Genomic DNA, 24619 nt, shown 5'->3' on the forward strand with positions numbered 1-24619 from the left:
GGGTGCGCCTTGCGGATCACCTGATCCGCCCGCCACTGCATGGTGGTGGTGACGTCGTCCATGTCGGCGAAGCCGCCGGGCACGACCACCGGCTCGACCCGGGTCGGCCGCGCGACCGTCCGCGCCGCCGGCCGCTTCGGCATCCGCGACCGGACCACCGCGTAGGCCAGCCCGAAGGTGCCCGCCAGGGTGAGCACGAACGCCGCGATCGCGCCCTGCCACTTGCCGCCCAACTGCATCTCCGGCACCGACACCGGGACCACCTCGGCCACCGTGATGAAGGTGGAGCGCGGTGCGCCGAGACCCTTCTGGCGGGTGTCCAGCTGACTCCGGATCAGGGCCTGGGTCTTGTCCACCACGGACTTGGCCTGCCCGGCCGTGGGCGCGTCCACCGAGATGAAGATGTACGGCCCCGAGAGGTCCAGCAGATCGGGGTTGGTGCGCCCGTCGTCGATCACCAGGTCGACGGGTCCCCCCACGGGAGCGCCGAGCGAACTCCGGATGTCGGGCGCGTTCATCGACTGGATCATGATGCTCGCCGTCGTCTTGAGCCCGTCGGTGAACTGGAGCAACGGGTTGGTCAGACCGGCCGGTTTGGTCGGATCGGTGGACACCCCCTTGGCCGATGTGGTCAGCACCATGAGGACGTTGGACGTGTAATGGACCGGTACAAAGTAAAAAGTCGCCGCAGCCACCGCAAGCGAAAGGAGCACCAGTGGCGGTCCCACCAGCTTCCGTGCGGTCAGGCTGAGGATTATCTTCCAAAAATCCATAGTTTCCCCGCCCAGGTCATGGCGCACGGGAGCGCCTCGGGCGGCCCCGACCCTACACGGTTGGAATCGCCCACAACTCCTTGATCGTTACATTCGTAACCGAGCAGTGATCGATCACAGACGTTCCGTATACTATCCACCTACCACCCGATGACGATCTCCGAACTGTCTGCTTACCTCTACTCTATGCACTCTCCACAACCGTTACATCGCATGCTCCCCTGCCGATAGACCCTTCGAGGCCAGAAATCGCACTGGGGGGAAGAGGATCAGATGACGTCTGCTGCGGATCGGCTGGCAACTGGGACGGCTCCGCCGACCGCCCCCGCGCAGCGCCGCCTCGTGGGCCTGGACGGCATCCGCGGACTGGCCGCCCTTTTCGTGGTCCTGCACCACTGCTGGTTATCCACGTTCCCCGGCTTTCCCCGCGACACCGGCCCCGGCTGGGCCTCCTGGCTGCTCTACGGACACTTCGCGGTGGTCGTGTTCATCGTGCTCTCCGGCTTCTCGCTGGCGGTCGCTCCGGCCCGCAGGAACTGGGAGCTGGGCGGCCTGGGGCGGTTCGCGCACCGGCGGCTGTGGCGCATCCTGCCGCCGTACTGGCCGGCGCTGGCAATGAGCCTGGTGATCGCCTGGACGCTGGTGCCACAGCCCGGTGAGGGGCCTCCCACGGCCAAGTCGGTGCTGTTCTACGGGCTGCTGGTCCAGGACGTGTTCGGCTCGCCCAGCCCGAACGGGGCGTTCTGGTCGATCGCCATCGAAGCCCAGCTGTACCTGGTCTTCCCGCTGCTCCTGCTGCTGGTGCGCAGGGCCGGGGTGGCGGTGATGCTGGGCGCGGTCGGCCTGGTGGTGGCCGCCGTCGGCCTGCTCGCGCCCGCGGTCCCCGCGGTGGACCTGTTGATGCGGTTCACGCCGCAGTTCGCGATGCTGTTCGCGATCGGCGCGGTCGCGGCCGGGGTGGCGGGCGGGCGCTGGCTCCGGGTGCCGTGGGGCTGGCTGTCGCTGCTGGCGGCCGTCCCGGTGCTGACCCTGATCGTGCTGCGCGGCTCGGTGTGGACGGTGCAGAACTTCTACTGGGTGGACCTGGCGCTCGGACCGGCCGTGGGCTGCCTGCTGGCCGCCATCGCGGCCGGCCGCCCCGGCTGGCTGGTCCGGCTGCTGGACACCCGGCCGCTCCGCTCGCTCGGCTCCTACTCCTACAGCCTCTACCTCACCCACGCGCCGCTGGTGGTGGCGCTGCACGCGCTGGTGATCGCGCCGAACACGACGCCGGGCGTGCCCGCCTTCCTGGCCACCCTGGCGCTGTGCGTGCCGGTGGCGCTGCTGGTGGCCCGGGGCTTCTCGGCCGTGTTCGAGCTGCCCTTCCAGCGGCACCGGACCTGGCCGGAGCTCCGTGCCGCGATCCTGGCCCGCTGGGCCAGAATCAGCGGGAGGTCATCAGGCGGGTCGCCCGAGCGCCGAAAGATCTGATCTTCTCGTACGGCACCACCAGCGCCACGTACGTGGCCAGACCGGCGCCGCCGGCCAGCGCCAGCGAGACGAACGGGTTGCCCGCGGTGAGGTAGGCCAGCGGCAGCGCGACCGCGAGCAGGGCCAGACCGCCGAGCAGCGGGCGGATCAGGGCCGGCAGGATCGGCTTGAGCGTGATCCCGGTCCGGTTCACCGCGACGACGGCCAGCGGCAGCGCGACCAGCAGGGCCGCCCCCGCCTGGCCGATGGCGGCCCCCCTGATGCCGTCCAGGTGGGTACAGGCGATCACGGCGGGCACCATGACGACGCCGTACCCGATGTTCATCCAGACCGTGGCGCGGGTGGCGCCCTGGCCGTTGAGGATGTCCAGGGCGAAGGAGGTGAGCATGCGGACCAGCATCAGCAGCGCCAGGAAGCGCAGCACGCCGGCCGACTGGTCCCAGACGGGGCCGTACAGCACGAAGACGATCTGGTGGGCCAGCGCGCCCATCAGCAGCGCCAGCGGCAGCACGCCGCTGAACAGCAGCGTGACCGAACTCTGCACGCCCCGGGAGAGCTCGTCGTCCTCGCCCTCGGCCAGCCGGGAGAATCCGGCCAGCGACACCTGCCGGATGGCGCTGCCGACCAGGCCGGGCACCCAGCTGGAGACGTTGAAGGCGAGCATGTAGTAGCCGAGCGGCTCCTCGCCCATGATGTTGCCGACGATGACGTACCCGACGTTGACCAGCAGCGTCTCCAGGCCGATGCCGGCCGCGGACGGGAGGCCGAAGCGCAGCAGCCGCCCGGCGACGGGCCGGTCGAAGCCGACCCGGAACGGCATCTTCGCCCAGAAGAGCACCAGGATCCCGGTCACCACCGCCGCCGACACCTGACCCCAGGCGAAGCTGTACGGCCCGGCCCCCGCGGCGGCCAGCGAGATGGCCAGGGCCGCGTTGACCACGAACCCGGCCAGGATGGCCATGCTGCTCTTGTCCTGCTGGAACCGGCGCAGCAGCACGCCGGTGCGGACCGCCGTGATCGCCTCGACCAGGATGACCGCGGTCAGCAGCCGCACCACCGGCGTCGCGTCCGGGCTGCCCGCGGCGGCCGCGTAGAAGGGCGCGCCCACCCAGAACGCGCCGTACAGCGCGGTCGCCGAGAACAGGTTCAGCAGGGTCGCGGTGGGGGCCATCTCCTCGACGGAGCCACGCCACTGGATGGTGGCGGCCATGATGCCGAGGTCCTTGATCACCATCACGATGTTGGTGGCGGCCAGCGCGACCGCGTAGACACCGAACTCCCCGGGGGCCACCAGACGGGCCAGGATCAGGCCCATGACGAAGGAGCCCGCCTTCATCACCAGGTTGCCGAGCAGGCTCCAGCCGAGCCCGCGCCCGGCCTTGCGCCGCAGCGAACGAGAGCTGAGCTGGTCAGGGCTCTGGATGGTGCTGTCGGTGCTCCGATCGGGAGTCACGGGCGGAGCGTGTCGTCTATTGTGCCGTCGGCGCGCCGGGCGGAGAGCCGGGCCAGCCGGGTGAACCGGTTGACGAAGGCGTCCTCGGTCAGCCCGTGCCGCCGGTAGGCGTCCAGCAGTTCGATCGCGCCGGCCTTGACCGTCCGGCTCGCCTCGTAGCCGGGCAGGGCGGCTCTGATCTTGCCGAAGTCCACCCGGTAGGAGCGTGGGTCCGCGCCGGCCTCGCCGGTGATGGTCAGCACGGACCCGGGCACGGCCTCGACCACCTCGTTCGCGATCTCGGCCACGGTCAGGTTGTTCTGCTCGGTGCCGACGTTGAAGGCCTGGCCGTGCACCGCGGCCTTCGGGGCGCTCAGGACGGCCGCGAACGCCTCGGCGATGTCCAGGGCGTGCACCAGCGGACGCCACGGCGTGCCGTCGGAGAGCACCTTGACCTGGCCCGACAGGTACGCGTGCCCGACCAGGTTGTTCAGCACGATGTCGGCGCGCAGCCGGGGCGAGAACCCGAACGCGGTGGCGTTGCGGAGGAACACCGGGGTGAAGTCGTCGTCGGCCAGCGCGAGCAGATCGTCCTCGACCCGGACCTTCGACTCCGCGTACGGCGTGACCGGTCGCAGCGGGGCGTCCTCGGCGAGCAGGTCGTCCCCGCCGGAGGCGCCGTAGACCGAGCAGGTGGACGCGTACAGGAACCGGCTCACCCCGGCCTCCTTGGCCAGCCGGCCCAGCCGGGAGGAGGCGTGATGGTTGATGTCGTAGGTGAGCTCGGGGGCCAGCGCGCCCAGCGGGTCGTTGGACAGCGCGGCCAGGTGGGCGACCGCGTCGAAGTCGGCCAGCTGCTCGGGGCGCACGTCGCGCAGGTCTACCGCGAGGGACGGGCCCTCCGCCGGCGCGGGTCCGAGCAGGCAGTCGGCGAACAGGCCGGAGTCCAGACCGACCACCTCGTGCCCGGCGGCGGTCAGCACCGGGGCCATCACGCTGCCCAGATAGCCCTGGTGGCCGGTCAGCAGTACCCGCATCAGTTCTCCAGATCGAGAGTCAGTTTGTTGGCATGGAACGCCTCGGCGTAGCGGGCGTGGCATTCGATCCCGCGGATGCGGGCCAGGCCGAGGAACGCCTCCCGGTCATACCACGGTTTGCTCCGCTGGGACGGGTAGTGCCGCTGGAGCAGGCTCACCTTGGCCTCGGCGACCTCGGGGGTCAGCGGCTGGTAGACCGAGGGCGCGGCCAGGTCGCCGTCCCATTTGACGATCTCGTACGACAACGCCAGATGGTCGCGGAACACCGTGGGCACCAGCTTGGCCAGCCCCCGATGGTCCTGATGCGCGTCGCCCCGCCAGGGGCAGAACAGCAGCTGCGGGTCGATCTGGCCGCGCAGGTTCGCCACCGCCTCCTTGGCCTCCTCCCAGTGCGCGGGCAGCCGCCCATCCGGGATCTTGAGCACGGTGATCCGCAGGTCGGCGTCCGGGCAGAACGCGGCGAGCGCGGCCCGCTCCTCGTCTTCCCGCTCGGTGCCGCCGCCGGACAGGACCAGCGCGTCCACCCGCAGCCCCGGCCGGGCCGCGCAGAGGGTGAGCAGGCTGCCGCCGGCGCCGATGGCGAGGTCGTCGCAGTGCGCGGCCAGCGCGGCGACGGCGGTCACGGAGGGCGCGCGGAGGCCGATCACGCGCGCTCCCACAGCGCCCACGGCCGCTCGCCGCGCGCGTACTCCTCGTTCAGCGCGACGCGTTCCTTGACGGTGTCGGTCGGCCGCCAGAAGCCGCGATGCGGGTAGGCCAGGAGCTTGCCGCGCTTGGCCAGTTCGACGCAGCCGTCCGAGACCAGGTCGCCGTTCTCCGGAATGTGATCAAAAACCTCCTGCCGAAGGACGAAATATCCCCCGTTTGCCCATAAGGCCATGTCGCTGACCGGGGTGATGCCGCCCACCCGGCCGTCCTCGCCGATCTCGATGCAGTGGAAGGTGCCCGACGGGGGGACGACGGTCATCGAGGCGCCGGCGTCGGACGCGGCGAACCTGGCGATCATTTCGTCCAGCGGGGCGTCGGTCAGCACGTCGGCGTAGTTGGCCAGGAACATCTCCTCGTCCGCCACATACTGGCGCACCCGGCGCAGCCGCTCGCCGATCGGCGAGTCCATGCCCGTGTCCGCGAACGTGATCGACCAATCCGAGATGTCGGTGGACAGCATCTCCACCTTGCCGCCGCGCAGGACGAAGTCGTTGGAGGCGGTCTCCTCGTAGTGGAGGAAGAAGTCCTTGACGTAGTGGGCGCCGTACCCCAGGCACAGCACGAAGTCGGTATGGCCGAAATGCGCGTAATACCGCATCACATGCCAGATGAGGGGTCGAGGGCCTACCGGCTGCATCGGCTTGGGGACGTCGCCCGGCGCGCCGCTGCGCATCCGGGTGCCGTACCCCCCACAGAACAGGACGACCTTCACACGATCTCCAGGGAATGGAATCGGGAGACTACCCTGTCTCCCCACTTTCGGACATGACGTATCGATGACGCGGCGGGTCCGGCGGAGGTTGGCGATCCGGCGAACTTCGCCGGGTCAGGAGCGGCCGAAGGCCATCCTGGCGACCTTGCGGACCCGGCGCGCCGCGGTATTCCGGTGCCTGCGCACGTACAGCCCGCCGACCGCGCCCCGGATCTGGCGATACTGCTCGGACGTCAGCGTGCCGTCCGAGACCTGGGCGCGGGCCCAGTAGAGGGTCTCCCGGCACTGGAGCAGCGTGGAGCAGTAGCCCTTCCAGGTCGGCACGCCGAGGCGGCGCGCCAGCTTGCCGCGGTGCTTGATGTCCCAGTGCCGCGAGGCCAGCACCTCGTTGATGTGCTCCCACGGTCCGCCCATGGCCAGCCGGGCGGCGAACACCTGGTCCTCCCTGGGCATGTTGCGGCGGGGGGACATGGCGGCCACCTGGGCGCGGCGGACCATGCCGTACAGCGGGTCGATGATCAGATAGCTCTCGTTGAGCAGCCGCGACAGCTCGGCCACGCGCTCCGCCGGATCATCGGAGTTGAGGCCGGAACCCGGCGCGGCCTCCTCGTACCGCTCGGTGCGGACGATGCCGTCCCGGGTGTCGGTGTAGGAGATCTGGGTGGTGACCATCAGGAGCCGGGGATCGGCGGCGAACGCGTCCAGGCACTTGGTGGAGTAGGTGGGGTCGAGCCGGTCGTCGTCCCCGATCCACCGGAAGAACTCGCCCTTGGCGTTCTGGATGGCGAAGTCGAAGTTGCGCAGCATCCCCAGGTTCTCCGGCTGGCGGAAATAGGAGATGCGGCTGTCCTCCGCGGCCAGGCCGCGGCACAGCTCCTCGGTGGAGTCGGTCGACGCGTTGTCGGTGATGACCAACTCCATGTCGCCGTGCTGCTGAGCGAGGACCGACCGGACCACGCCTTCCATGACGTCGGCGCCGTTGTATACCGGCAGGCCGATGGACACTAACATCTGTGCTCTCCTCGGATCTTTTCGTGGGTCAGCGCGGCTCGACGCGTTCCAGCCAGATCTCGCGCCAGAACGGCAGGTGCCCGCGGGGGCAGTTCATGTTGGGGACGCCGGGGCAGACCACGTCCTCCAGCACGATGCAGGGCGTCTTCATGGTCAGCATCCGGCCGGTCGGCTCGTCCAGGCAGCGCTCCACCCGGCCGATCACCCGCGCGGACTGGCCGCAGAACCGGGTCAGTCCCACCTCGAAGCCCATGCCGCGGTTGCGCAGCTGCGGGTCGAGGGTGGCCGCGATCTCCTCTTTGGACTTGACCCGGACCAGCTCGCCCGGTTTCAGGTCGAGGGTCTGTACGGGAGTGCCGCCGATGGAGGTGCCCCTGAGGAACCCCCACTCGAGCCCGCCCTTGATCCACAGCCGTTTGGGCAGCACCCGGCGGCTGAGGCCCTGCAGGCGGTTGAACAGGCCGATCAGGAAGGCGCGGAAGGTCTCGAAGGTGGTGGCGTTGCCGGAGCGCACGTCCCAGGCGTACTGCCGGAAGTCCTTGAGCGGAAGGCGCTCCGGGGCGGCGCGGAGGATCTCGGTGGCCTGGCAGGCGTAGCGGGGCGCGCCGTCGGGGAACGGCTCGCGGAGGGTGTTGCGGTGCAGGATCGAGACGTCCACCGGCCCGGACCGGCGCGGCGGCGGATCGTCCGCGGGGCCCTCCGCCTTCCGCAACCAGGCAGTCTTCCAGTAGAAGAGGCAGGCGGTCTGGCAGCCGCCGTGCGCGCCGCCGTCGCACCTGGACCCGGTCAGGTGCACCGCGTCGGGCATGTGCCGCAGACCGGTGCGTTCGATGGTGTCGCAGAGCTTGTGGGCGACCTTGTAGACGGTGAGCTTCTTGCCGCAGTAGTCCAGCATCTCCGGCATGAAGGGGAGCCCGTCGAGTTCCCCCTGTTCGTCCAGCGTCGCGAGGATCTCCTCGGCGCTGAGCACTTCGACCAGATCCCCTACCTTGAGGGATTCTGGCGCTTTGACGGCCTTGGTGGCCCCGGTCATGTTCGCTCCCCGCCCTCTGGTGACTGCTCGATCAGGAGACCGGCCTCGGTCAGGGCCTGGGCCGCCTCCACCACCGCGGCGAACGGGATCTCCGATCGCTGGGCGATGTCCAGAAGGCTGTGGTCACCATCGGAATAGTTAAGTATCCATAAGATCGCCATCTGGTGTTGCTTGTTGTCGCGGTTCAGACTCGGTGAGGTGTAAAGTCCCCGTTTTCCGAGCTGCGGTTCTCCGTACGGCTGGAGGTTCAGGTAAACGCGATCGCCCTCCAGCACCTCCACGATCTCCCGCACCGCGGCCAGGGTGCCGGCCATGGCGTCGGGCGTGACCAGCTCGGGGTCGTCCGCCGAGGTGTGATATTCGGGGTACCCCTCGTTCGGTGACCTGGTCAGCAGGCCCACCGGCAGGTTGAATCCGGGCGAGCAGAACTGCCGCTCGTCGTAGCCGTACGGGGTGAAGTCCACCAGCGTGTGCTCTAGCTCGCGCAGCGCGTACGCCGCGGCCCGGTCCACGGCGGCGTCGCCGCGCCGGCTGCGCTTGTACCGCAACGGCCCGGGATCGCCCGCGCAGGCCAGCACCAGGCCGTGCTTGACCAGGCCGAGCCGGTCCCGGTTGCGGGCCAGCCAGGTGATCGAGCCGATCGTGCCCGGGGCGAACAGGAAGCGATAGGTGAGCCGCGGCCCGCCCGGGATCGCGGCCAGCGCCTGAGCCAGCTCGACCGCCACCGCGATGCCCGCCAGCGTCTCGTTGGCCAGCGCGGGATGGCAGGTGTGACAGACGATCAGCACCTCGTCGGCCTGCCGGCCCGGCACCACGTGCTCGGCGTAGGTGAGGTGGCCGTCGGCGAGGGTGGCGTCGATCCTGACCTCGAACTCCTCGTCCTCCTGGAGTTCCTTCAGCGTGTTGTCGCTCAGGCAGAACCCCCAGGTCCCGGAGTAGTACCCGGCCCGGTACGGGATCAGGTCCGGCTGCCCCGGCAGCGTGTGCAGGTGCTCGCGCAGCTCGGCGAACGGCAGCGTGGCGTGCACCGGCACGCTGTAGCCGACCACGTGCAGCGGGGTCGCGGCGAAGTCCACCACCCGCCGGCCGGTCCGGTCCTTGACGTACGCGTCCCGGATGTTCCACTCCTGGGGAATCGTCCAGTCCAGCACCGGGGTGCCGGTCGGCACCTCGTGCACCTCCAGCGGGATGCTCTCGCCGATGATCTCCAGGGTCCGCCGGACGCCGTCGCCGGTCATGCTGCGGCAGATCGGGTGCAGCCGCCGGACCAGCTCGTGCATCCGCGCCCCGGCCGTCACACGATCTCCAGGGACGGGATCGGGAAGACCAGCTTGCCTCCCCAGTCACGGACATAGGACAGCTGGTCGGTCAGCTCCGCCTTCAGGTTCCAGGGGAGCACCAGCACGTAATCCGGGCGGTCCGCCGCGATGCGCTCCGGCGGGAAGATCGGCACCCGCGTTCCCGGGGTGAACCGGCCGTGCTTGTACGGATTGCGGTCGACGGTGTACGCCAGCAGATCCGGCCGGATGCCGCAGTGATTCAGCAGCGTGTTGCCCTTGCCCGGCGCGCCGTACCCCACCACCGAGCGCCCCTCGTCCGCGGCCCGCACCAGGAACGCCAGCAGATCCCGGCGAACCTTGGCGACGCGGTCGGCGAACTGCCCGTACCCCGATATATCCAGCAATCCCGCGGCTTGCTCCCGCGCGATCACCTCGCCCACCCGCTCGCTCACCGCGGCGCCCAGCTCCATCGGCCGCGCCCACAGGCGGATCGAACCTCCGTGTGTCGGGAGCAGCTCCACGTCCACCAGGGCGAGACCTCCGCCGGCCAGCGCCTGCCGTGCCGAGGCCACGGAGTAGTACTGGAAATGCTCGTGATAGATCGTGTCGTATTGGTTCAGTTCCATCAGCGTCAGCAGATGCTGAACCTCGATCGACACCCATCCGTCATCGGCGACCAGCGCCCGCAGGCCCTGGGTGAAGCCCACCACGTCCGGAATGTGGGCGTACACATTATTTGCGACGACCACGTCGGCGGGCCCGTGCTCCGCCCGCACCTGTGCCCCGACCTCGGGCGACAGGAATTCCGTCACCGTCGGAACGCCGCGCTCCCGCGCGACCGCCCCCACGTTGGCCGACGGCTCGATCCCCAGGCAGCGGACCCCCCGGTCCACCATGTGCCCGAGCAGGTATCCGTCGTTGGACGCGACCTCGACGACGAAGCCCGGCCGCAGCCGGTCCACCACGTCGTTCACGAACCCCTTCGCGTGCTCCACCCAGGACGACGAATACGACGAGAAATACGCATACTCCGTAAATGTCTCCTCGGGCGTAATGAGCGGAGGAATCTGCGCGAGCCAGCAGGACGTGCAAACCCGCAAATGTAATGGATATGTCATCTCAGGTTCATCCAGCTGATCCGCCGTCAGGAACAGCTCGCACGGCGGCGTCGCGCCCAGGTCCACCACACTGGACAAACTGCCCGAACCACACAAACGGCAGGTAACGGCGGTGGGCTCCCCGGATGGCACGTTCCCATGGACGGTCATGGCATTCCCGATCTTGTGTGACTGATGTTTCTCAACGTATCCAAGACGCCGGTGAGGCAGGGTTGGTTGGCGTGGCTATAGGACGACATTTCCCCTCCAGTCCAACGGCTCGCCAGCGGATTATTCGGACCCTTCCCCCCAAGCGTTACAACCAGGCGATCATAGACGAACGACTGTGCGATGCTCTCGTGCATGGACCGCCTGAGCATCGACGGAGCCTGGGTTCACACGCCCACCGTCCACTCCGACCTCCGTGGCACGTTCCACGAGGCCTTCCGCGCCGCCGACCTGCGCGCCGTCGCCGGACACCCGATGGAGCTCGCCCAGATCAACAGCTCCACCTCCAGTCGCGGCGTCCTGCGCGGGGTGCACTTCGCGGCGGTGCCGCCGGGCCAGGCCAAGTACGTCACCTGCGTGTCCGGTTCCGTGCTCGACGTGGCGGTGGACCTGCGGGTGGGCTCGCCCACGTTCCTGCGCTGGGAGAGCGTGGTCCTCGACGACGTCACCCGCAGGGGGATCTACCTGGCGGAAGGGCTCGGACACGCCTTCCTGGCGCTGAGCGAGCAGGCCACCGTCCTGTACGTCTGCTCCCAGCCGTACGCGCCTGGCCGGGAGCACGGCGTCCACCCCCTGGACCCGGACCTCGGCATCGACTGGCCGGCCGGCCTGACCCCGCTGCTGTCGGACAAGGACGCCGCCGCGCCCACCGCCAAGGAGGCCATGGCGGCCGGCCTGCTCCCGGATCACGACACCTGCCTGGCCCACTACCGATCGCTCGCGGGCTGAGCGACCGGGTTCAGCGACGACCAGGCCGCGGCCAGGCCCGCCCGCCAGTCCCGGATCGGCGGCAGGTCCGCGGCGGCCCACCGGTCGTGGCCGAGCACGCTGTTGGCCGGCCGCCGGGCCGGGCGCGGGAAACGCGCCGAGGGGATCGGAACCACCCGGTCCGGATCCGCGCCGAGCAGCCGGAAAATCTCCTGGGCGAAGCCGTGCCAGCTGGTCCTGCCCTGGCTGGTGCCGTGATAGATCCCACCGGGGTGCCGCGTCCGCCCCAGCTGGAGCAGCCGCTCCGCCAGGTCGGCGGTCCAGGTCGGCTGCCCGAACTGGTCATCCACCACGGTCACCTGGTCCTGTGAGCCGGCCAGGCGGATCATCGTGCGGGCGAAGTTGGGGCCGTGCGCGCCGTACAACCAGGCGGTGCGCACCACCGTGCCGCCGTGCGCCAGCACGGCCCGCTCCCCGGCCAGCTTGGTCCGCCCGTACGCGTTGACCGGATCGGTCGCCTCGTCCTCCCGGTAGGGTTCGGAGCCGGTGCCGGCGAAGACGTAGTCGGTGGACACGTGCAGCAGCCGGGGACCGCAGGCCGCGGCCAGCGACCGCACCGCGTGCCCGTTGACGGCCAGCGCCGCCGGCTCGTGCGTCTCGGCGTCGTCCACCGCCGTCCAGGCCGCGCAGTTGATCACTACCTGGGGGTTCAGGTCCCGCACGGCGACGGCCACCGCGTCCGGATCGGTCAGGTCGAGCTCGCCGCGGCCGAGGGCGGCGACCTGCTCGCCGTCCCGGGTGAGCGCCTCGACGACATCGGCGCCGAGCATGCCGCCGGCGCCCGTCACCAGCCAGGTGGGGTTCATGATCTGCCTATCTCGGGAAGGGCGAGCTCGGTGAGCGTCGCACGGTGGTCGCAGTGCGGCAGCGCGAACGCGTCGAATCCCAGCACGGCGATGCGCCGGTCGGCCAGGACGTGATCGATGGCGACCTTGGGGAAGAACGGCGGCTGCTCGTAGTAGGGCCAGGTCATGGTCAGGCCCTTGCCCATGACGTCGGCGGCGTCGCGGTAGCCGGTGGCGATCAGCTCGCGCAGCACGGCGTGGTCGAGCGAGGAGTTGAAGTCCCCTGCCAGCACCCGCAACCGCCCGCCGGCGGGGGCGGGAGGCAGTGCCCGGATGCTCGGCTCCCAGCACCCGACCCGCCAGCCGCTCGACGGCGCGCACGCGTGCACCGCAACCACATCCAGCTCCTGCCCCCCGGGCAGGGTCACCACGGCGGGGATCTGGGCCGGTCCCTCGCCCGGGATCGGGGTGTCGCCGGGCCGCAGCGGATGCCGGGAGAACACCGCGGAACCCCAGGCATCCTCCAGCGGCTCCCCCACCCGGTTCGGCAGGAGCTCGCTGATGCCCCGCTCCGTCAGCGCGTAGGCCAGCCAGGGCGCGTACTCCAGCAGGATGAGCACATCGGGGCGGATGGCGCGGATCGCGGCCATCAGCGCGTCGGCGTCCACGGTGCCGTTGAAGGCGTTCAGGGCCAGCACCTTGACGCGCGGACCCGAGACGTCTGGATTGCCGCTCGGCAGCGCCCTGGGCAGCACGATCACCGCGAACATGGCCACCACCGCCAGCCAGGCCAGCGCCGGGGGCCACCGGCGCAGCGCGACGGCCAGCGCCAGTGGCAGCAGTGCGGCGGCGGCCACATACGGGGTGAACGACACCGCCTGGGACCAGCGGAACTTCGGTTCGACACCGGTCAGCCTGAGCACCGCCCAGGCCGCGAACGGGACCAGCAGCGCCCACAGGGCAGGAACGATCCACGCACGGGGAGCGGTGGTGGCGATGTGCTGAACCTCCAGCGTGATGCGCACGACAGCGGTCAGGGGCTACCGCGAACCCGACCGCAGCGGCTTCCACCAGGACGGGTTGTCCACATACCAGCGCACGGTCTCGGCCAGCCCGTCCTCGAAACTCACCCGGGGAGCGTAGCCGAGCGCGCGCAGCCGGGAGTCGTCGAGGGAGTAGCGCCGATCGTGGCCCTTGCGGTCGGGCACCCGCTCGACCATGTCGGGGGCCGCCTCCAGGGCGGTCAGCAGCCGCTCGGTGAGCTCCAGGTTGCTCAGCTCGGCGGTGCCGGCGATGTGGTAGACCTGCCCGGGCTCGCCGCGCTCGGCCACCAGCTGGATGCCCTGGCAGTGGTCGTCCACGTGCACCCAGTCACGGATGTTGCCGCCGTCGCCGTACAGGGGGACCTTGCGGCCTTCGATCAGATTGGTGACGAACAGCGGGATGATCTTCTCGGGGAACTGGTAGGGCCCGTAGTTGTTGCCGCACCGGGTGATGGACACCGGCAGCCCGTGCGTGGTCGCGTACGCCATCGCGATCATGTCTCCGCCCGCCTTGGCCGCCGAGTACGGCGAGCGCGGCGCCAGCGGCGCGTCCTCCGCCCAGCTGCCGATCTCGATGGACCCGTAGACCTCGTCGGTGGACACCTGCACGACCCGGCCGACGCGGGCCGTCAGGCACGCCTCCATCAGCGTCTGGGTGCCCAGCACGTTGGTGCGCACGAACTCGGCAGAGCCCTCGATCGACCGGTCCACGTGCGACTCGGCCGCGAAGTGCAGCACCACGTCGTGCCCGGGGACCAGGTCGGCCAGCAGCCGGGCGTCGCAGACGTCTCCGTGCACGAAGGTGTGACGGCCCGCCACGGGGGCAAGATTGGCCAGGTTGCCGGCGTAGGTGAGCCGGTCGAGAACGGTGACTTCGGCGCCTGCGAAGGCAGGGTAGCCATCGGACAGGACGGTGCGCACATAATGGGAGCCGATGAAACCGGCCCCGCCGGTGACAAGCAATTTCACGGGGAGATTCACAACCTGTTCGTCGTTGCCGTTCGTTGTTCACTTCGCAGCGGTTACGTCGTACCGACTCCTCAGCGGACGCTTGGGTTGACGTCGTTCAGGCCAGCCAAAGCGACATGATGGGAAATTTCGCCAAAATTGATGCGAGTCCGTTACCTCACCCGCCACAATGGTCCCCCGGTACGCATACAAGTATGAACGAGCCGAGCGCCTAAAGCGCGGAGGTCAGATACATGGCCCATTCACACTCGCACCGTCGCGACTCCCAGCGGCGCTCGCTATCCCGGTCCCGCGTCGCGTACGCGTTGTCCGGCACGCTGGTGGCGGTCGCCGTCTCGGTGACGTTCCTCAGCTCAGGCGACGACGGAGGACCGGCCGCGCAGACCGCCAAGCTGACCGCCGCCACCCCGGCGGCCACGCCTGAGGTCAAGGAAGTCAGCTTCTGGACGCCGACCACCGCGATCAAATCGCCCCGGCACAAGGACAAGACCCCGCTGGAACTGGGCACCCGGTTCACCGTGGCGCGGGACGGCTGGGTGACCGGCGTGCGCTTCTACAAGGCCAAGGGCGAGAAGGGCAAGCACACCGGCAACCTCTGGAATTCGAAGGGCGTCAAGCTGGCCAGCGTCCGGTTCACCGCCGAGACGGCCGCCGGCTGGCAGGAGGCCCGGTTCGGCGCGCCGGTCCAGGTGCGCGCGGGGGACACGTACACGATCTCCTACCACAGCACCCACGGCACCTACGTCGGCAAGCCCGGCGTCACCGGCCTGGCGGCCGGCCCGATGGCCACCCCCGCCAGACGAACCGGCGTCTACCGGTACGGCAAGAGCGGATTCCCCCGCCAGTCGAACCCGAAGAACTACCACTACTACGTCGACCCGATCTTCCGCTGGATGGACTGGCGGCCGAATCCGGTCGACACCACCGCTCCCGTGGTAACCCCGACCCCGGCCGAGCCGGCCGTCGTCACGCCGACGCCGAGCCCCTCGCCCACACCGACGCCTACCGTGACCGTCACTCCCACCCCGTCGCCGTCGCCGTCGCCGTCGCCTACACCGACACTGACACCGACCCAGAAACCGACACCGACCCCGACACCCACCCCCAAGGTGACGCCGACCTTCTCGGCGAGCCCGCTGCCCCCGGACCCGGGCAGCCGGACCTGCGCCGGCTTCCCCACCGCGGCCTGCACCGGCGTGCCCCCGGGCACCCAGCTGAAGAAGCTGGCGCTGAACTTCGACGGTGACTCCTACCGGGTGACCCAACCGGGCATGGTGCTCGACGGGGTGCACATCCCGGGCACGCTGCTGATCACGGCGAACGACGTGACCGTTCGGAACAGCCAGATCGACGGCCAGATCATGGGCGTGTACGCGGACAAGCGCTACTCGTTCACGGTCACGGACTCCACCGTCGGCTCACCGAACCGCTGCGACACCGCCCCCGGCATCCTGGACGCCAACTTCACCGCCACCCGCGTCCACATCCGCGGCCACGGCGACGGCTTCAGCGTCTCCGGCGACAACGTCACCATCACCGACTCCTACGTCCTACTCTGCAGCAACCCCGGCGACCACTCCGACGGCATCCAAACCGTCGGCGCCAGCAAAAACCTCACCTTCCACCACAACACCGTCGACCAACGCAAAGCACCCTCCCACACCGCCCCCGTCTTCCTCGTCGACGCCACCGAAGGCGTCGTCGTCACCGACAACCTCCTGATCGGCGGCACCTACACGCTGCAGATCAGAACCGCCCCCGGCGCGATCGCCAGGAACAACGCGATCGTGAACAACAGCTGGAACTACGGCCCGCTCAACGTGGATTGCCGTAACACGGCCTGGTCGGGGAACAAGCTGGTCACCATCGACAACGACTACAACGTGACCTCCACCATCAGCCAGCTGGACTGCGGCGGCTGACCCCGTACATGAAAGAAGGGCCCCGGACGTGTCCGGGGCCCTTCTTTCATGTCACGAGCTGATCTGAACCTGGCTGTGGTCGCCGAGGACCAGCCGGTGCGCCCGGGGCATGCTGGGCGCGGGGGTGACCACCACGTCGTGGCCGATCAGCGAGGACTCGATCCGGCGCACCCCGGTGATGGAGGCCCGAGGCAGGACGATCGAGTACTCGATCTCGCTGCCCGCCACGACGCAGTCGGCCGCGATCGAGGTGAACGGGCCGACGTAGCTGTCCTGGATCCTGGCGCCCCCGCCGACGATGGCCGGGCCGACGATGCGGGAGCGCTCGATCACCGCGCCCGGCTCCACCACCACCCGGCCGATCAGTTCGCTGGCCGCGTCCACCGACCCCTCGATCCTGGTCTCCACCGACTCCAGCACCAGCCGGTTGACCTCCAGCATGTCCGCGACGTTACCGGTGTCCTTCCAGTAGCCGGAGATGACGGAGGACTCCACCCGGTGGTCGTGATCGATCAGCCACTGGATGGCGTCGGTGATCTCCAGCTCGTGCCGCCAGGATGGCTTGAGCTCGCCGACCGCCTCGTGCACGGCGGAGGTGAACAGATACACCCCGACCAGGGCCAGGTCGCTCTTGGGCCGGCGCGGCTTCTCTTCAAGCGCGACCACCCGGCCGTCGCCGTCCAGCTCGGCCACGCCGAACTGGCTGGGATTGGCCACCTGGGTGAGCATGATCTGGGCGGCCGGGCGATCCCGGACGAACCGCTCGATGACGCCGTTGATGCCGCCGACGATGAAGTTGTCGCCGAGATACATGACGAAGTCGTCCTCGCCGAGGAACTCGCGCGCGATCAGCACCGCGTGCGCGAGCCCCAGCGGGGCCTCCTGGCGCAGGTAGGTGACCTCGACGCCGAACCGGGAGCCGTCGCCGACGGCCGCTTCGATCTCGGCGTGGGTGGAGCCGACCACGATGCCGATCTCCCGGACCCCGGCCGCCGCGATGGCCTCCAGGCCGTAGAACAGGACCGGCTTGTTGGCGACCGGGACCAGCTGCTTGGCGGAGGTGTGGGTGATCGGCCGGAGCCTGGTGCCAGATCCTCCGGCGAGCACGAGCGCTTTCACAGCTAGTAGGCCCCGCTTCCGTTCTTCATGACCGACCACGTCTTCCACAGGATCTGCAGGTCCAGGATGAGCGACCAGTTCTCCACATACCGCAGGTCCAGGCGGACCGACTCCTCCCAGGTCAGGTCGGAGCGTCCGGAGACCTGCCAGAGGCCGGTCATGCCGGGCTTGACGACCAGGCGGCGGCGCACGTCCTCGCCGTACTGGGCGACTTCCTCGGGGAGCGGCGGGCGCGGCCCGACGAGCGACATCTCGCCCCGCAACACGTTCAGCAGCTGCGGGAACTCATCCAGCGAGTACCGCCGCAGCACCGCTCCCACCCTGGTCACCCGTGGATCGTTCCGCATCTTGAACAGTACGCCGTCGAACTCGTTGTCCTCGTGCAACTGCTGCTTGAGGCGTTCGGCGTCCTGCACCATGGTGCGGAACTTGAGCACCCGGAACTCCTTGCCGCCGCGCCCGATCCTGGCCTGGCGGAACAGCGCGGGGCCCGGGGTGGTGCCGCGGATCAGCGCGGCGATCACCAGCATCGGAATGGCGGCCACCAGCAGCAGGGCGAGGGCGAGAACCTTGTCGAACAGGTTCTTCATGATGTGCTTGGCGCCCTCGAACTCCGGGTGTTCGAGGTGCAGCAGCGGCATCCCGGCGACCGGGCGGATGCTGATCCGGGGCCCGGCCACGTCCATCAGCGCGGGGGCCACGAACAGGTCGGTCCTGGCCGCCTCCAGGCTCCAGGCCATCCGCCGCAGCGCGGAGCCGTCCAGCTCCGGGCAGGCCAGGATGGCCACCGAGTCGGCGTCGGTCTTCAGCACGACCTCGTCCACGTTGGTGAAGTCGCCCAGCACGGGCACGCCGTCCACGTCGAGATTGCCCTGGGCAGGCAGGCAGGCCGCCACGATGCGCATGCCGTGGTGCGGCTGCCGGCGGAACTGCATCACCAGGTCGAGCACGGCCTCGCGATGACCCACCGCGACGACATTGCGGACATAGTGGCCGTCGCTCCGACGACGGTGCAGGTGCTTACGCATGCGATACCTGAAATACAAGGTCAGGAAGAGGGCCAGCGGGAACATCGCCATCACGAAGCTGCGCGCGATGGTGGTCTGCGTGGCGTAGGCACCGATGGCGACCGAAGCCGTGAGTCCCATACCCCCCGTGAAGACGGCCCGAAATTCGTCGCTGCCCTCTCCGTGCACCCGTTTTCGGTAGGCCCCGGCGATCGCCATGGCGATCGGCCATGCCAGGGCCAGGGATAAGCCCAGGAACGCCTCGTATTTCGGAATCCACGCTCCGAGCCACAGGCGCACACCGATAACGGTCTCGCACGCGATCATCGCGCAGGCCAGGTCTCCGGCCAGCAGGACGCGCGCATACGTTCGAGTCCAGATGCTGGTCGCCGTCCGGACCTTCTGATCAGGGACGCCCGTAGCGGACGCCTGAAGCCCCACCCTCATGACACTCCACCTGCTGCCTCGTTGTTCGCAATGAACAAGACGCGCACCCCGTCCGGTTGGTTGACCTATTTCTCTGTTGCACCAGGAGAGGGGGGTACCCGAGGTAAATGCTAAAGATCGAGACCCTACAAGGGAACGATCACATCTGTCCACAATCGGCCGAAACCGGGGTACCCAGTCGCTTGACGGAACGATCCAAAGATGTACAGAGAACTTTCCCCGTTGAACTTGTCCCCGAACTAGGTTCGGGGAGCATGACGGTACGCGTGGAACGGCAAGGATCTTTGACGACCGTGATTCTGGACCGCCCAGATGTACGGAATGCGGTCGATGGCCCAACAGCAGCCGGACTCACGGCGGCTTTTCGGGCTTTCGACGCTGATGACGCCTCCTCGGTCGCGATTCTGTGGGGAGCGGGGGGCACTTTCTGCGCCGGGGCCGATCTGCACGCGATCGGCACCGAGCGCGGCAACCAGGTCACCGAGGACGGTGACGGCCCGATGGGCCCGACCCGGATGCGTCTCTCCAAACCGGTCATCGCGGCCGTCGAAGGCCACGCGGTGGCCGGCGGGCTCGAACTCGCGCTCTGGTGCGACCTCCGCGTGGTCGCCGCCGACGCCACCTTCGGGGTCTTCTCCCGCCGCTGGGGCGTGCCCCTCATCGACGGTGGCACGGTACGGCTCCCGCAGCTGATCGGCACCGGCCGCGCCCTCGACCTGATCCTCACCGGGCGGGCGGTCTCCGCGCGCGAAGCCCTGGACATCGGCCTGGCGTCCCGGGTGGTCCCCAGCGGCACCGCCCGCCAGCACGCCGAGGCCCTGGCCGCCCAGCTGGCCGCGTTCCCCCAGGCGTGCCTGCGCAACGATCGCCTCTCCGCGCTGGAGGCGGAGTCGATGGCCACCGAGTTCCGCTACGGCCTGGCCTCACTCCAGGCCGGGCTGGACGGCGTCGAACGGTTCCGCTCGGGAGCCGGACGGCACGGAACCTAGTCGTATTCCAGATCCGGCAGCGGCGACGGGGGCTCCGGGCTCCGCCATACGACGACATATCCGGAATGTGCCGTCTCCACGGCGGAGCTCAGCCGATCCAGGTCGAAATCGGGCAAGTAGCGCAGGCGCGCCAGAAATGTGGCGTCCGTCGCGGATCTGGGCACGACGCAACCCTCGCCCTCCCGATCGAGGAGGACGATGAGGACGTCCGCGTCGTCGTCCTGGGCGTCCTTAGCGTCCCCATGGTCGGCTCCGCCGACGCGGACCTCGACCACGTCTTCCCAGGCGAGCGCTTCCACGCTGCCGTCGGAATAATGACGCGTCACACCCTCTTCGGTGACATATACGTATGAATCCGGCACGCGCGAATCCGTGCCCGGCTCTGGCACTGAATTGCCGTGCATGGCCGCGATTCTGACGACTCCCGGGTGTTCCCGGCAAGAGACGGCCTCAACTGCGCCATTCCAGGTGTTCCCGGACGGCGCGCCGGGCCGCCTCGGCCGGGCCGCGCTCGATCGCGGCCAGCAGGTCACGGTGCTCCGCGACCAGTTCGGCGCGTTTGGGGTAAACCTTGCGGAGCCGTACCAGCCCGAGGCGGGTCTCGGCGGCGAGGGTGGCGTAGAGGCGTTCCAGTCGCGGGCTGGCGACGGCGACGATCAGCGCCTGGTGGAAGGCCATGTGCTCGGCGACCACCTCGGCCCAGGGTTCGTCCGGCGGGAGTGCCTCCAGCCGGGTCAGCGCGGCCTCGGCGGCGGGGACGCGGTGGCCGTAGAGCGCGCCGGCCATGAGTTCTTCGAGCGAGCCGCGGACGTACATGAGGTCGGCCAGGTCGGAGGTGGTGATCTCCGGCACGTACGCGCTGCGGTTGCGCTCGCGGCGGAGCAGGCCCTCGTGCACGAGCGCGGCCAGGGCCTCCCGGACGGTGGGCCTGGCCACGCCGTAGGTGTCGGAGATCTCCTGCTCGGGCAGGGAGGTGCCGGCGGCCAGGTCGCCGGACAGGACCCTCGTGCGCAGGGCGTCGGCGAGGGCCTCCACGGTGGAGACGGGGCGCAGCTTCACGCTGCCGAGCCTATGGGGATCCGGCGTTCTGGTAGAGCTACCACGATCAGGCTGGTGGCCAGCAGGGCCAGGCCGGCCCAGGAGAGCGGGGTCAGGCGTTCGCCGAGCACTGCCACGCCGAGCAGGGCGGCGACCGCGGGTTCGGCCAGGGCGAGGGTGGCGGCGGTGGCGACGGGGGTGGTGCGCAGGCCACGGCCGTACAGGACGTAGGCGAGAGCGGTGGTGGCGGCGCCGAGGTAGAGCGCGGTGAGCAGGCCAGACGGCGTGGCCAGGAAACCGGGGCCCGAGAGCAGGAGCACGGGAAGCATCAGGACGGCCGCGCCGCCGAACATCGTGCCCATCACCGTGTCGGAGGGGGTGCCGCGGTCGATCGCGCGGGCGGCGGTCACCGCGTAACTGGCGTAGAGCAGGCCGCCGATCAGGGCGAGCCCGATGCCGCCGGGATCGGCGCCGCCCTCGCTGCCGCCGCCCAGGACCAGCACGGCGCAGCCGGCGACGGCGGCGAGCGTGCCGCCGAGCCAGCGGGCCGAGGGGGTCGTGCGGTCGAGCGCCCAGGAGAGCAGGCCGGTGAAGACCGGGCCGCTGCCGATCGCCACCACGGTGCCGATGGCCACGCCGGTCCTGGCGACGGCCGCGAAGTAGCACAGCTGGTAGGCGGCGACGCAGACCGCGCCGAGCAGCAGGTCGCGGCCGAAGGCCCGGGAGCGGAGGAACAGCAGGGCCAGGATGGAGCCGCCGATCACCAGCCGGGCGGCGGCCAGGGAGACCGATCCGGCGCTCGCGAAGGCCCCGGCGGTTCCGGCCGTGCCCCAGAGCACGGCGGCGGCAATAATACGCATGGACTGATTGTCTTACAGTCCGACAATCGACGCACCTCCTATGCGGATTAGGAGTCGTATCGTTAAGAAAGTCACCTAGTGGCCCAGCTCACACATTGCTAGTGTTTCGCCACTATTAACGCATGTGTATGGGGTCCCCCATGGCTGGCCGCAAACGTTCCGTCCGCGTCAAGATCTTCGCCATCCTGCTGCTTCCGGTCGTCGCGTTGACCGTCATCTGGGGCTTCGCCGCCACGATCAGCGTGCAGGCGGGCATGGAGTACATCCGCATCGGCACGGTTTATGAGCATGTGGTGTCGCCCGCCAGGGTCGTGCTGACCGAGCTGCAGAACGAGCGCCTCCGGTCGCTGTCCTACCTGGGCACCACGAGCACCTTCCACGCCGACCTGGACACCCAGCAGGAGACCACGGACGCCGCCGCCGCGGCGCTGGCCACGCACGCCACCGAGGCGGAGAGCTCGACCCCGCCGGCCATGTGGGAGCGGGTCCAGGAGTTGCTGCGCCAGCTCAGCCGCCTGGACACGGTGCGCGAGCAGGTCGAGAACCGGGACATCTCCCGGCTGGACGCGCTGGAGGAGTACAGCTCCATCGCCGAGGTCGGCTTCCAGGTCTACGACCGGCTGATGATCTCCCCCGACATCGACCTGGTCGCCCAGACCAAGGCGATCATCCTGGTCGGGCGCGGGCGGGAGATCGTCAGCCAGCAGTCCGCGCTGCTGGCGGGCACCCTCGGCGCCGGGAAGATGACCGAGGACGAGCGCGCCGCCTTCGCCGAGATGGTGGGCCAGCGGCGACTGTTGTACCAGCTGGGAACGAGCCAACTCGACGAGGAACTGCGCCAGCCGTACGACGCGTTGAACGCCTCCCCCATCTACGCCGACTACCTGACCCTGGAGAAGGGCGTCAGCGAGGTCGTCCGGCCGGGCAAGGTGCTGCCGATCGAGGCCGCCCGCTGGCAGGCCACCGTCGAGGCCGTCTCGATCACGCTGGACAAGCTCGGCGGCGAGATCGCCAGGAAGATCACCGAACGGGCGGCGCCGCTGGCCGAGAGCGTGCTCTGGCGGGTCGCGCTGCTCGGCGTGCTCGGCTTGGTCGCCGTCGTGGTGACCGTGTTCTTCTCCTTCCGGTTTGCCCGCAAGCTCGCCACCGAGCTGGCCGCGCTGCGGCACGCCGCGCTCGACCTGGCCGACCGGCGGCTGCCCGACGTGGTACGGCGGCTGCGGAACGGCGAGGAGGTCGACGTGGCCGCCGAGACGCCGCCGCTGGCCGTGCACCGCGACACCACCGAGGTCGACGACGTCAGCGAGGCGTTCGCCTCCGTGCAGCGCACCGCCGTCGAGGCCGCCGTCGGGCAGGCCCGGCTGCGCAAGGGCGTCAGCATGGTCTTCCTCAACCTGGCCAGGCGCAGCCAGTCGCTGCTGCACCGGCAGCTGGACCTGCTCGACACGCTGGAGCGGCAGGTCGGCGACCCGGCCGTGCTGGAGCAGCTGTTCGGCGTCGACCACCTCACCACCCGCATGCGGCGGCACGCGGAGGGCCTGATCATCATGTCCGGCGCGGCGCCCGGGCGCGGCTGGCGCGACCCCGTCTCGCTCTACGACGTCACCCGCGCCGCCGTCGAGGAGGTCGAGGACTACCTGCGGGTCCTGATCGCCGTGCCGCCCGAGACCGCGCTGGCCGGCCCCGCCGTCACCGACGTCATCCACCTGGTGGCCGAGCTGGTGGAGAACGCGTGCATCTTCTCCCCGCCCAACACCCAGGTCTTCGTCCGGGGCGAGCTGGTGGCGCGGGGGTTCGTGCTGGAGGTGGAGGATCGCGGCCTCGGCATCGGCGCCGAGGAGCTGGCCCATCTCAACGAGCGGCTGGCCGAGCCGCCCGAGTTCGACCTGGCCGACAGCGACCGGCTCGGCCTGTTCGTGGTCGGCCGCCTCGCCCAGCGGCACGGCGTCCGCGTCTCGCTCCGCGCCTCCCCGTACGGCGGGACCACCGCGATCGTGCTGCTCCCGCCGGACATCGTGGTGGCGGGCGAGCCGGAGGAGTACACGGTCGAGCGGCTCATCCCGCAGCAGCCCGCGCTCACGCCCGTGCCCTCCGACGGGGACGGCCTGCCCCGGCGCGTACGGCAGGCCAGCCTGGCACCCCAGCTGCGCGGGGAGAACTCGTGACCGACGAACGCCCCCTGCTTCGCCCTTACACGCTCACCCGGGGGCGGACCCGCCCGACCGGGCCCGACTTCGACCTGGTGACGATCGTCAGGGCGCTGCCGGCCTCGAACGTGACCGGCCTGCCGCCCGAGCAGCTGCGGATCCTGCGGGCCTGCCAGTCGCCGGCCTCGGTGGCGGACATCGCCTCTGATGTCGGGCTTTCGCTGAACGTGGTGCGCGTGCTGCTGGGGGATCTCCGCGAGCTGCGCCTGATCGCGGCCCGGCCGCCCGCGACCGTCGCGCAGCTGCCGGAGGAGCGCATCCTGCGGGAGGTCATTCAGGGGTTGCACGCGCTCTGAATCGCCTGGTCGAGGTGCCAGCGGGCGGGCATGATCAGGTCCTCGGCGTACCGGTTGAGCACGGCGACGGGCGTGCCGGTCTCGATCTCCTCCAGGCGGAGTAATTCCTGGTCTTCGAGGGTGATCGCGCCGCCGATCGCCCACGCGCCGGGGGCCTGCGGGCGCAGCGACACCTCGAAGGACATCTCCCGGCCGTCGGGGAGGGTGAACCACATGCCGAGCCGCACCGCGCCGACCAGGTCGGTGATGGAGTGCCAGGCGCGCAGGTTCGGCAGGAAGTCGAGGTAAAGCTCCCGCCCGGCGATGCTGAAACGCTCGGCGGCGGCCATCAGCGCGGGGAGAAGCTCGGTCATCGGGGGGCCATTTCTCAGTCAGGGAGAGACACCAC

24 protein-coding genes are annotated in these 24619 nt (G+C 69.7%); 6 read left to right on the forward strand and 18 right to left on the reverse strand.

What is annotated here, in order from left to right; genetic code table 11:
- A partial coding sequence (locus Aple_RS52525) for a hypothetical protein (RefSeq protein ID WP_170321961.1) occupies positions 1 to 641 on the reverse strand: 641 nt, incomplete at its 3' end.
- A 405-nt stretch (positions 642 to 1046) separates the two neighbouring features.
- On the opposite strand from Aple_RS52525, the gene Aple_RS43395 reads away from it, so the two are divergent.
- On the forward strand, positions 1047 to 2243 hold the full coding sequence (locus Aple_RS43395) for an acyltransferase family protein (protein ID WP_155350618.1): 1197 nt from the start codon (positions 1047 to 1049) through the stop codon (positions 2241 to 2243).
- Here Aple_RS43395 and Aple_RS43400 read toward each other — a convergent pair.
- The 8 genes from Aple_RS43400 to Aple_RS43435 all read right to left on the reverse strand — a co-directional run bounded on the left by Aple_RS43400 (position 2197) and on the right by Aple_RS43435 (position 10724).
- Positions 2197 to 3696 carry an oligosaccharide flippase family protein gene (locus tag Aple_RS43400; protein WP_246265220.1) on the reverse strand — a complete coding sequence of 500 codons (1500 nt, stop codon included), beginning with the start codon at positions 3694 to 3696 and terminating at the stop codon, positions 2197 to 2199. The genes Aple_RS43395 and Aple_RS43400 overlap by 47 nt on opposite strands.
- Complete coding sequence (locus Aple_RS43405) at positions 3693 to 4712, reverse strand: NAD-dependent epimerase/dehydratase family protein (RefSeq protein WP_155350619.1); 1020 nt, start codon at positions 4710 to 4712, stop codon at positions 3693 to 3695. The genes Aple_RS43400 and Aple_RS43405 overlap by 4 nt, the downstream gene beginning before the upstream one ends.
- A complete protein-coding gene (locus Aple_RS43410) occupies positions 4712 to 5359 on the reverse strand; it encodes a PIG-L deacetylase family protein (RefSeq protein WP_155350620.1) in 648 nt (215 codons plus the stop codon). Before Aple_RS43410 ends, Aple_RS43405 begins: the two co-directional genes overlap by 1 nt.
- Complete coding sequence (locus Aple_RS43415) at positions 5356 to 6132, reverse strand: sugar phosphate nucleotidyltransferase (RefSeq protein WP_155350621.1); 777 nt, start codon at positions 6130 to 6132, stop codon at positions 5356 to 5358. Before Aple_RS43415 ends, Aple_RS43410 begins: the two co-directional genes overlap by 4 nt.
- Before the next feature lie 114 nt (positions 6133 to 6246).
- On the reverse strand, positions 6247 to 7143 hold the full coding sequence (locus Aple_RS43420) for a glycosyltransferase family 2 protein (RefSeq protein ID WP_155350622.1): 897 nt from the start codon (positions 7141 to 7143) through the stop codon (positions 6247 to 6249).
- Between the two features lie 28 nt (positions 7144 to 7171).
- Positions 7172 to 8176: a hypothetical protein gene (locus tag Aple_RS43425; protein WP_155350623.1), complete on the reverse strand. Its 1005-nt coding sequence runs from the start codon at positions 8174 to 8176 to the stop codon at positions 7172 to 7174.
- Positions 8173 to 9474, reverse strand: a complete 1302-nt coding sequence (locus Aple_RS43430; RefSeq protein ID WP_246265222.1) for a DUF4910 domain-containing protein — start codon at positions 9472 to 9474, stop codon at positions 8173 to 8175. Before Aple_RS43430 ends, Aple_RS43425 begins: the two co-directional genes overlap by 4 nt.
- Positions 9471 to 10724: a class I SAM-dependent methyltransferase gene (locus Aple_RS43435; protein ID WP_155350624.1), complete on the reverse strand. Its 1254-nt coding sequence runs from the start codon at positions 10722 to 10724 to the stop codon at positions 9471 to 9473. Before Aple_RS43435 ends, Aple_RS43430 begins: the two co-directional genes overlap by 4 nt.
- A gap of 192 nt (positions 10725 to 10916) precedes the next feature.
- Between Aple_RS43435 and rfbC the strand changes: the two genes are divergently transcribed.
- Entirely contained in the window at positions 10917 to 11510 is a 594-nt protein-coding gene (gene rfbC, locus Aple_RS43440; protein ID WP_155350625.1) for a dTDP-4-dehydrorhamnose 3,5-epimerase, read from the forward strand.
- On the opposite strand, the gene rfbD is transcribed toward rfbC, so the two are convergent.
- From rfbD to rfbB, 3 genes are read right to left on the reverse strand one after another with little or no spacing between them, the layout of a single operon-like run.
- Positions 11489 to 12355: a dTDP-4-dehydrorhamnose reductase gene (gene rfbD / locus Aple_RS43445; RefSeq protein WP_155350626.1), complete on the reverse strand. Its 867-nt coding sequence runs from the start codon at positions 12353 to 12355 to the stop codon at positions 11489 to 11491. The two genes, rfbC and rfbD, sit on opposite strands and share 22 nt — an antisense overlap.
- A complete protein-coding gene (locus Aple_RS43450; RefSeq protein ID WP_155350627.1) occupies positions 12352 to 13359 on the reverse strand; it encodes an endonuclease/exonuclease/phosphatase family protein in 1008 nt (335 codons plus the stop codon). Before Aple_RS43450 ends, rfbD begins: the two co-directional genes overlap by 4 nt.
- Positions 13360 to 13374: 15 nt before the next feature.
- Positions 13375 to 14346 (reverse strand): dTDP-glucose 4,6-dehydratase, encoded by a 972-nt coding sequence (gene rfbB, locus Aple_RS43455; protein WP_155350628.1) that lies wholly within the window; start codon positions 14344 to 14346, stop codon positions 13375 to 13377.
- Between the two features lie 233 nt (positions 14347 to 14579).
- Here rfbB and Aple_RS43460 point away from each other — a divergent pair, with 233 nt between their 5' ends.
- Positions 14580 to 16268, forward strand: a complete 1689-nt coding sequence (locus Aple_RS43460; protein WP_155350629.1) for a DUF4082 domain-containing protein — start codon at positions 14580 to 14582, stop codon at positions 16266 to 16268.
- Positions 16269 to 16319: 51 nt separating this feature from the next.
- Here Aple_RS43460 and Aple_RS43465 read toward each other — a convergent pair whose 3' ends face one another.
- Positions 16320 to 17387 (reverse strand): glucose-1-phosphate thymidylyltransferase, encoded by a 1068-nt coding sequence (locus tag Aple_RS43465; RefSeq protein WP_155350630.1) that lies wholly within the window; start codon positions 17385 to 17387, stop codon positions 16320 to 16322.
- Between the two features lie 2 nt (positions 17388 to 17389).
- The gene (locus tag Aple_RS43470; RefSeq protein ID WP_155350631.1) at positions 17390 to 18841 is read right to left on the reverse strand and encodes a sugar transferase; all 1452 of its coding nucleotides are present in this window, start codon (positions 18839 to 18841) and stop codon (positions 17390 to 17392) included.
- A 254-nt stretch (positions 18842 to 19095) separates the two neighbouring features.
- On the opposite strand from Aple_RS43470, the gene Aple_RS43475 reads away from it, so the two are divergent.
- A complete protein-coding gene (locus tag Aple_RS43475) occupies positions 19096 to 19830 on the forward strand; it encodes a crotonase/enoyl-CoA hydratase family protein (protein WP_155350632.1) in 735 nt (244 codons plus the stop codon).
- Here Aple_RS43475 and Aple_RS43480 read toward each other — a convergent pair.
- From Aple_RS43480 to Aple_RS55855, 3 genes are all read right to left on the reverse strand, one after another.
- Positions 19827 to 20156 (reverse strand): hypothetical protein, encoded by a 330-nt coding sequence (locus Aple_RS43480; protein WP_246265225.1) that lies wholly within the window; start codon positions 20154 to 20156, stop codon positions 19827 to 19829. The two genes, Aple_RS43475 and Aple_RS43480, sit on opposite strands and share 4 nt — an antisense overlap.
- 124 nt (positions 20157 to 20280) lie before the next feature.
- A complete protein-coding gene (locus Aple_RS43485; RefSeq protein ID WP_155350634.1) occupies positions 20281 to 20889 on the reverse strand; it encodes a GntR family transcriptional regulator in 609 nt (202 codons plus the stop codon).
- Positions 20886 to 21728 carry an EamA family transporter gene (locus Aple_RS55855; RefSeq protein ID WP_155350635.1) on the reverse strand — a complete coding sequence of 281 codons (843 nt, stop codon included), beginning with the start codon at positions 21726 to 21728 and terminating at the stop codon, positions 20886 to 20888. Before Aple_RS55855 ends, Aple_RS43485 begins: the two co-directional genes overlap by 4 nt.
- A 140-nt stretch (positions 21729 to 21868) precedes the next feature.
- On the opposite strand from Aple_RS55855, the gene Aple_RS43495 reads away from it, so the two are divergent.
- Both Aple_RS43495 and Aple_RS43500 read left to right on the forward strand, forming a co-directional pair.
- Positions 21869 to 23893, forward strand: a complete 2025-nt coding sequence (locus Aple_RS43495) for a sensor histidine kinase (protein WP_170321962.1) — start codon at positions 21869 to 21871, stop codon at positions 23891 to 23893.
- Positions 23890 to 24231 carry a DUF742 domain-containing protein gene (locus tag Aple_RS43500; protein ID WP_155350637.1) on the forward strand — a complete coding sequence of 114 codons (342 nt, stop codon included), beginning with the start codon at positions 23890 to 23892 and terminating at the stop codon, positions 24229 to 24231. Before Aple_RS43495 ends, Aple_RS43500 begins: the two co-directional genes overlap by 4 nt.
- Here Aple_RS43500 and Aple_RS43505 read toward each other — a convergent pair.
- A complete protein-coding gene (locus tag Aple_RS43505; protein ID WP_155350638.1) occupies positions 24210 to 24584 on the reverse strand; it encodes a hypothetical protein in 375 nt (124 codons plus the stop codon). The two genes, Aple_RS43500 and Aple_RS43505, sit on opposite strands and share 22 nt — an antisense overlap.
- Positions 24585 to 24619: the final 35 nt, after the last annotated feature.

Origin of the sequence: Acrocarpospora pleiomorpha (genome assembly GCF_009687885.1) — a bacterium.
Lineage (GTDB): Bacteria > Actinomycetota > Actinomycetes > Streptosporangiales > Streptosporangiaceae > Acrocarpospora > Acrocarpospora pleiomorpha.

Bases quoted from the DNA above. Each gene is read 5' to 3' on its own strand.
- Aple_RS43395 (WP_155350618.1), top strand. From the start codon at position 1,047: ATGACGTCTGCTGCGGATCGGCTGGCAACTGGGACGGCTCCGCCGACC.
- Aple_RS43405 (WP_155350619.1), bottom strand. From the start codon at position 4,712: ATGCGGGTACTGCTGACCGGCCACCAGGGCTATCTGGGCAGCGTGATG.
- Aple_RS43420 (WP_155350622.1), bottom strand. From the start codon at position 7,143: ATGTTAGTGTCCATCGGCCTGCCGGTATACAACGGCGCCGACGTCATG.
- Aple_RS43425 (WP_155350623.1), bottom strand. From the start codon at position 8,176: ATGACCGGGGCCACCAAGGCCGTCAAAGCGCCAGAATCCCTCAAGGTA.
- Aple_RS43435 (WP_155350624.1), bottom strand. From the start codon at position 10,724: ATGACCGTCCATGGGAACGTGCCATCCGGGGAGCCCACCGCCGTTACC.
- rfbC (WP_155350625.1), top strand. From the start codon at position 10,917: ATGGACCGCCTGAGCATCGACGGAGCCTGGGTTCACACGCCCACCGTC.
- rfbD (WP_155350626.1), bottom strand. From the start codon at position 12,355: ATGAACCCCACCTGGCTGGTGACGGGCGCCGGCGGCATGCTCGGCGCC.
- Aple_RS43460 (WP_155350629.1), top strand. From the start codon at position 14,580: ATGGCCCATTCACACTCGCACCGTCGCGACTCCCAGCGGCGCTCGCTA.
- Aple_RS43470 (WP_155350631.1), bottom strand. From the start codon at position 18,841: ATGAGGGTGGGGCTTCAGGCGTCCGCTACGGGCGTCCCTGATCAGAAG.
- Aple_RS43475 (WP_155350632.1), top strand. From the start codon at position 19,096: ATGACGGTACGCGTGGAACGGCAAGGATCTTTGACGACCGTGATTCTG.
- Aple_RS55855 (WP_155350635.1), bottom strand. From the start codon at position 21,728: ATGCGTATTATTGCCGCCGCCGTGCTCTGGGGCACGGCCGGAACCGCC.
- Aple_RS43495 (WP_170321962.1), top strand. From the start codon at position 21,869: ATGGCTGGCCGCAAACGTTCCGTCCGCGTCAAGATCTTCGCCATCCTG.
- Aple_RS43505 (WP_155350638.1), bottom strand. From the start codon at position 24,584: ATGACCGAGCTTCTCCCCGCGCTGATGGCCGCCGCCGAGCGTTTCAGC.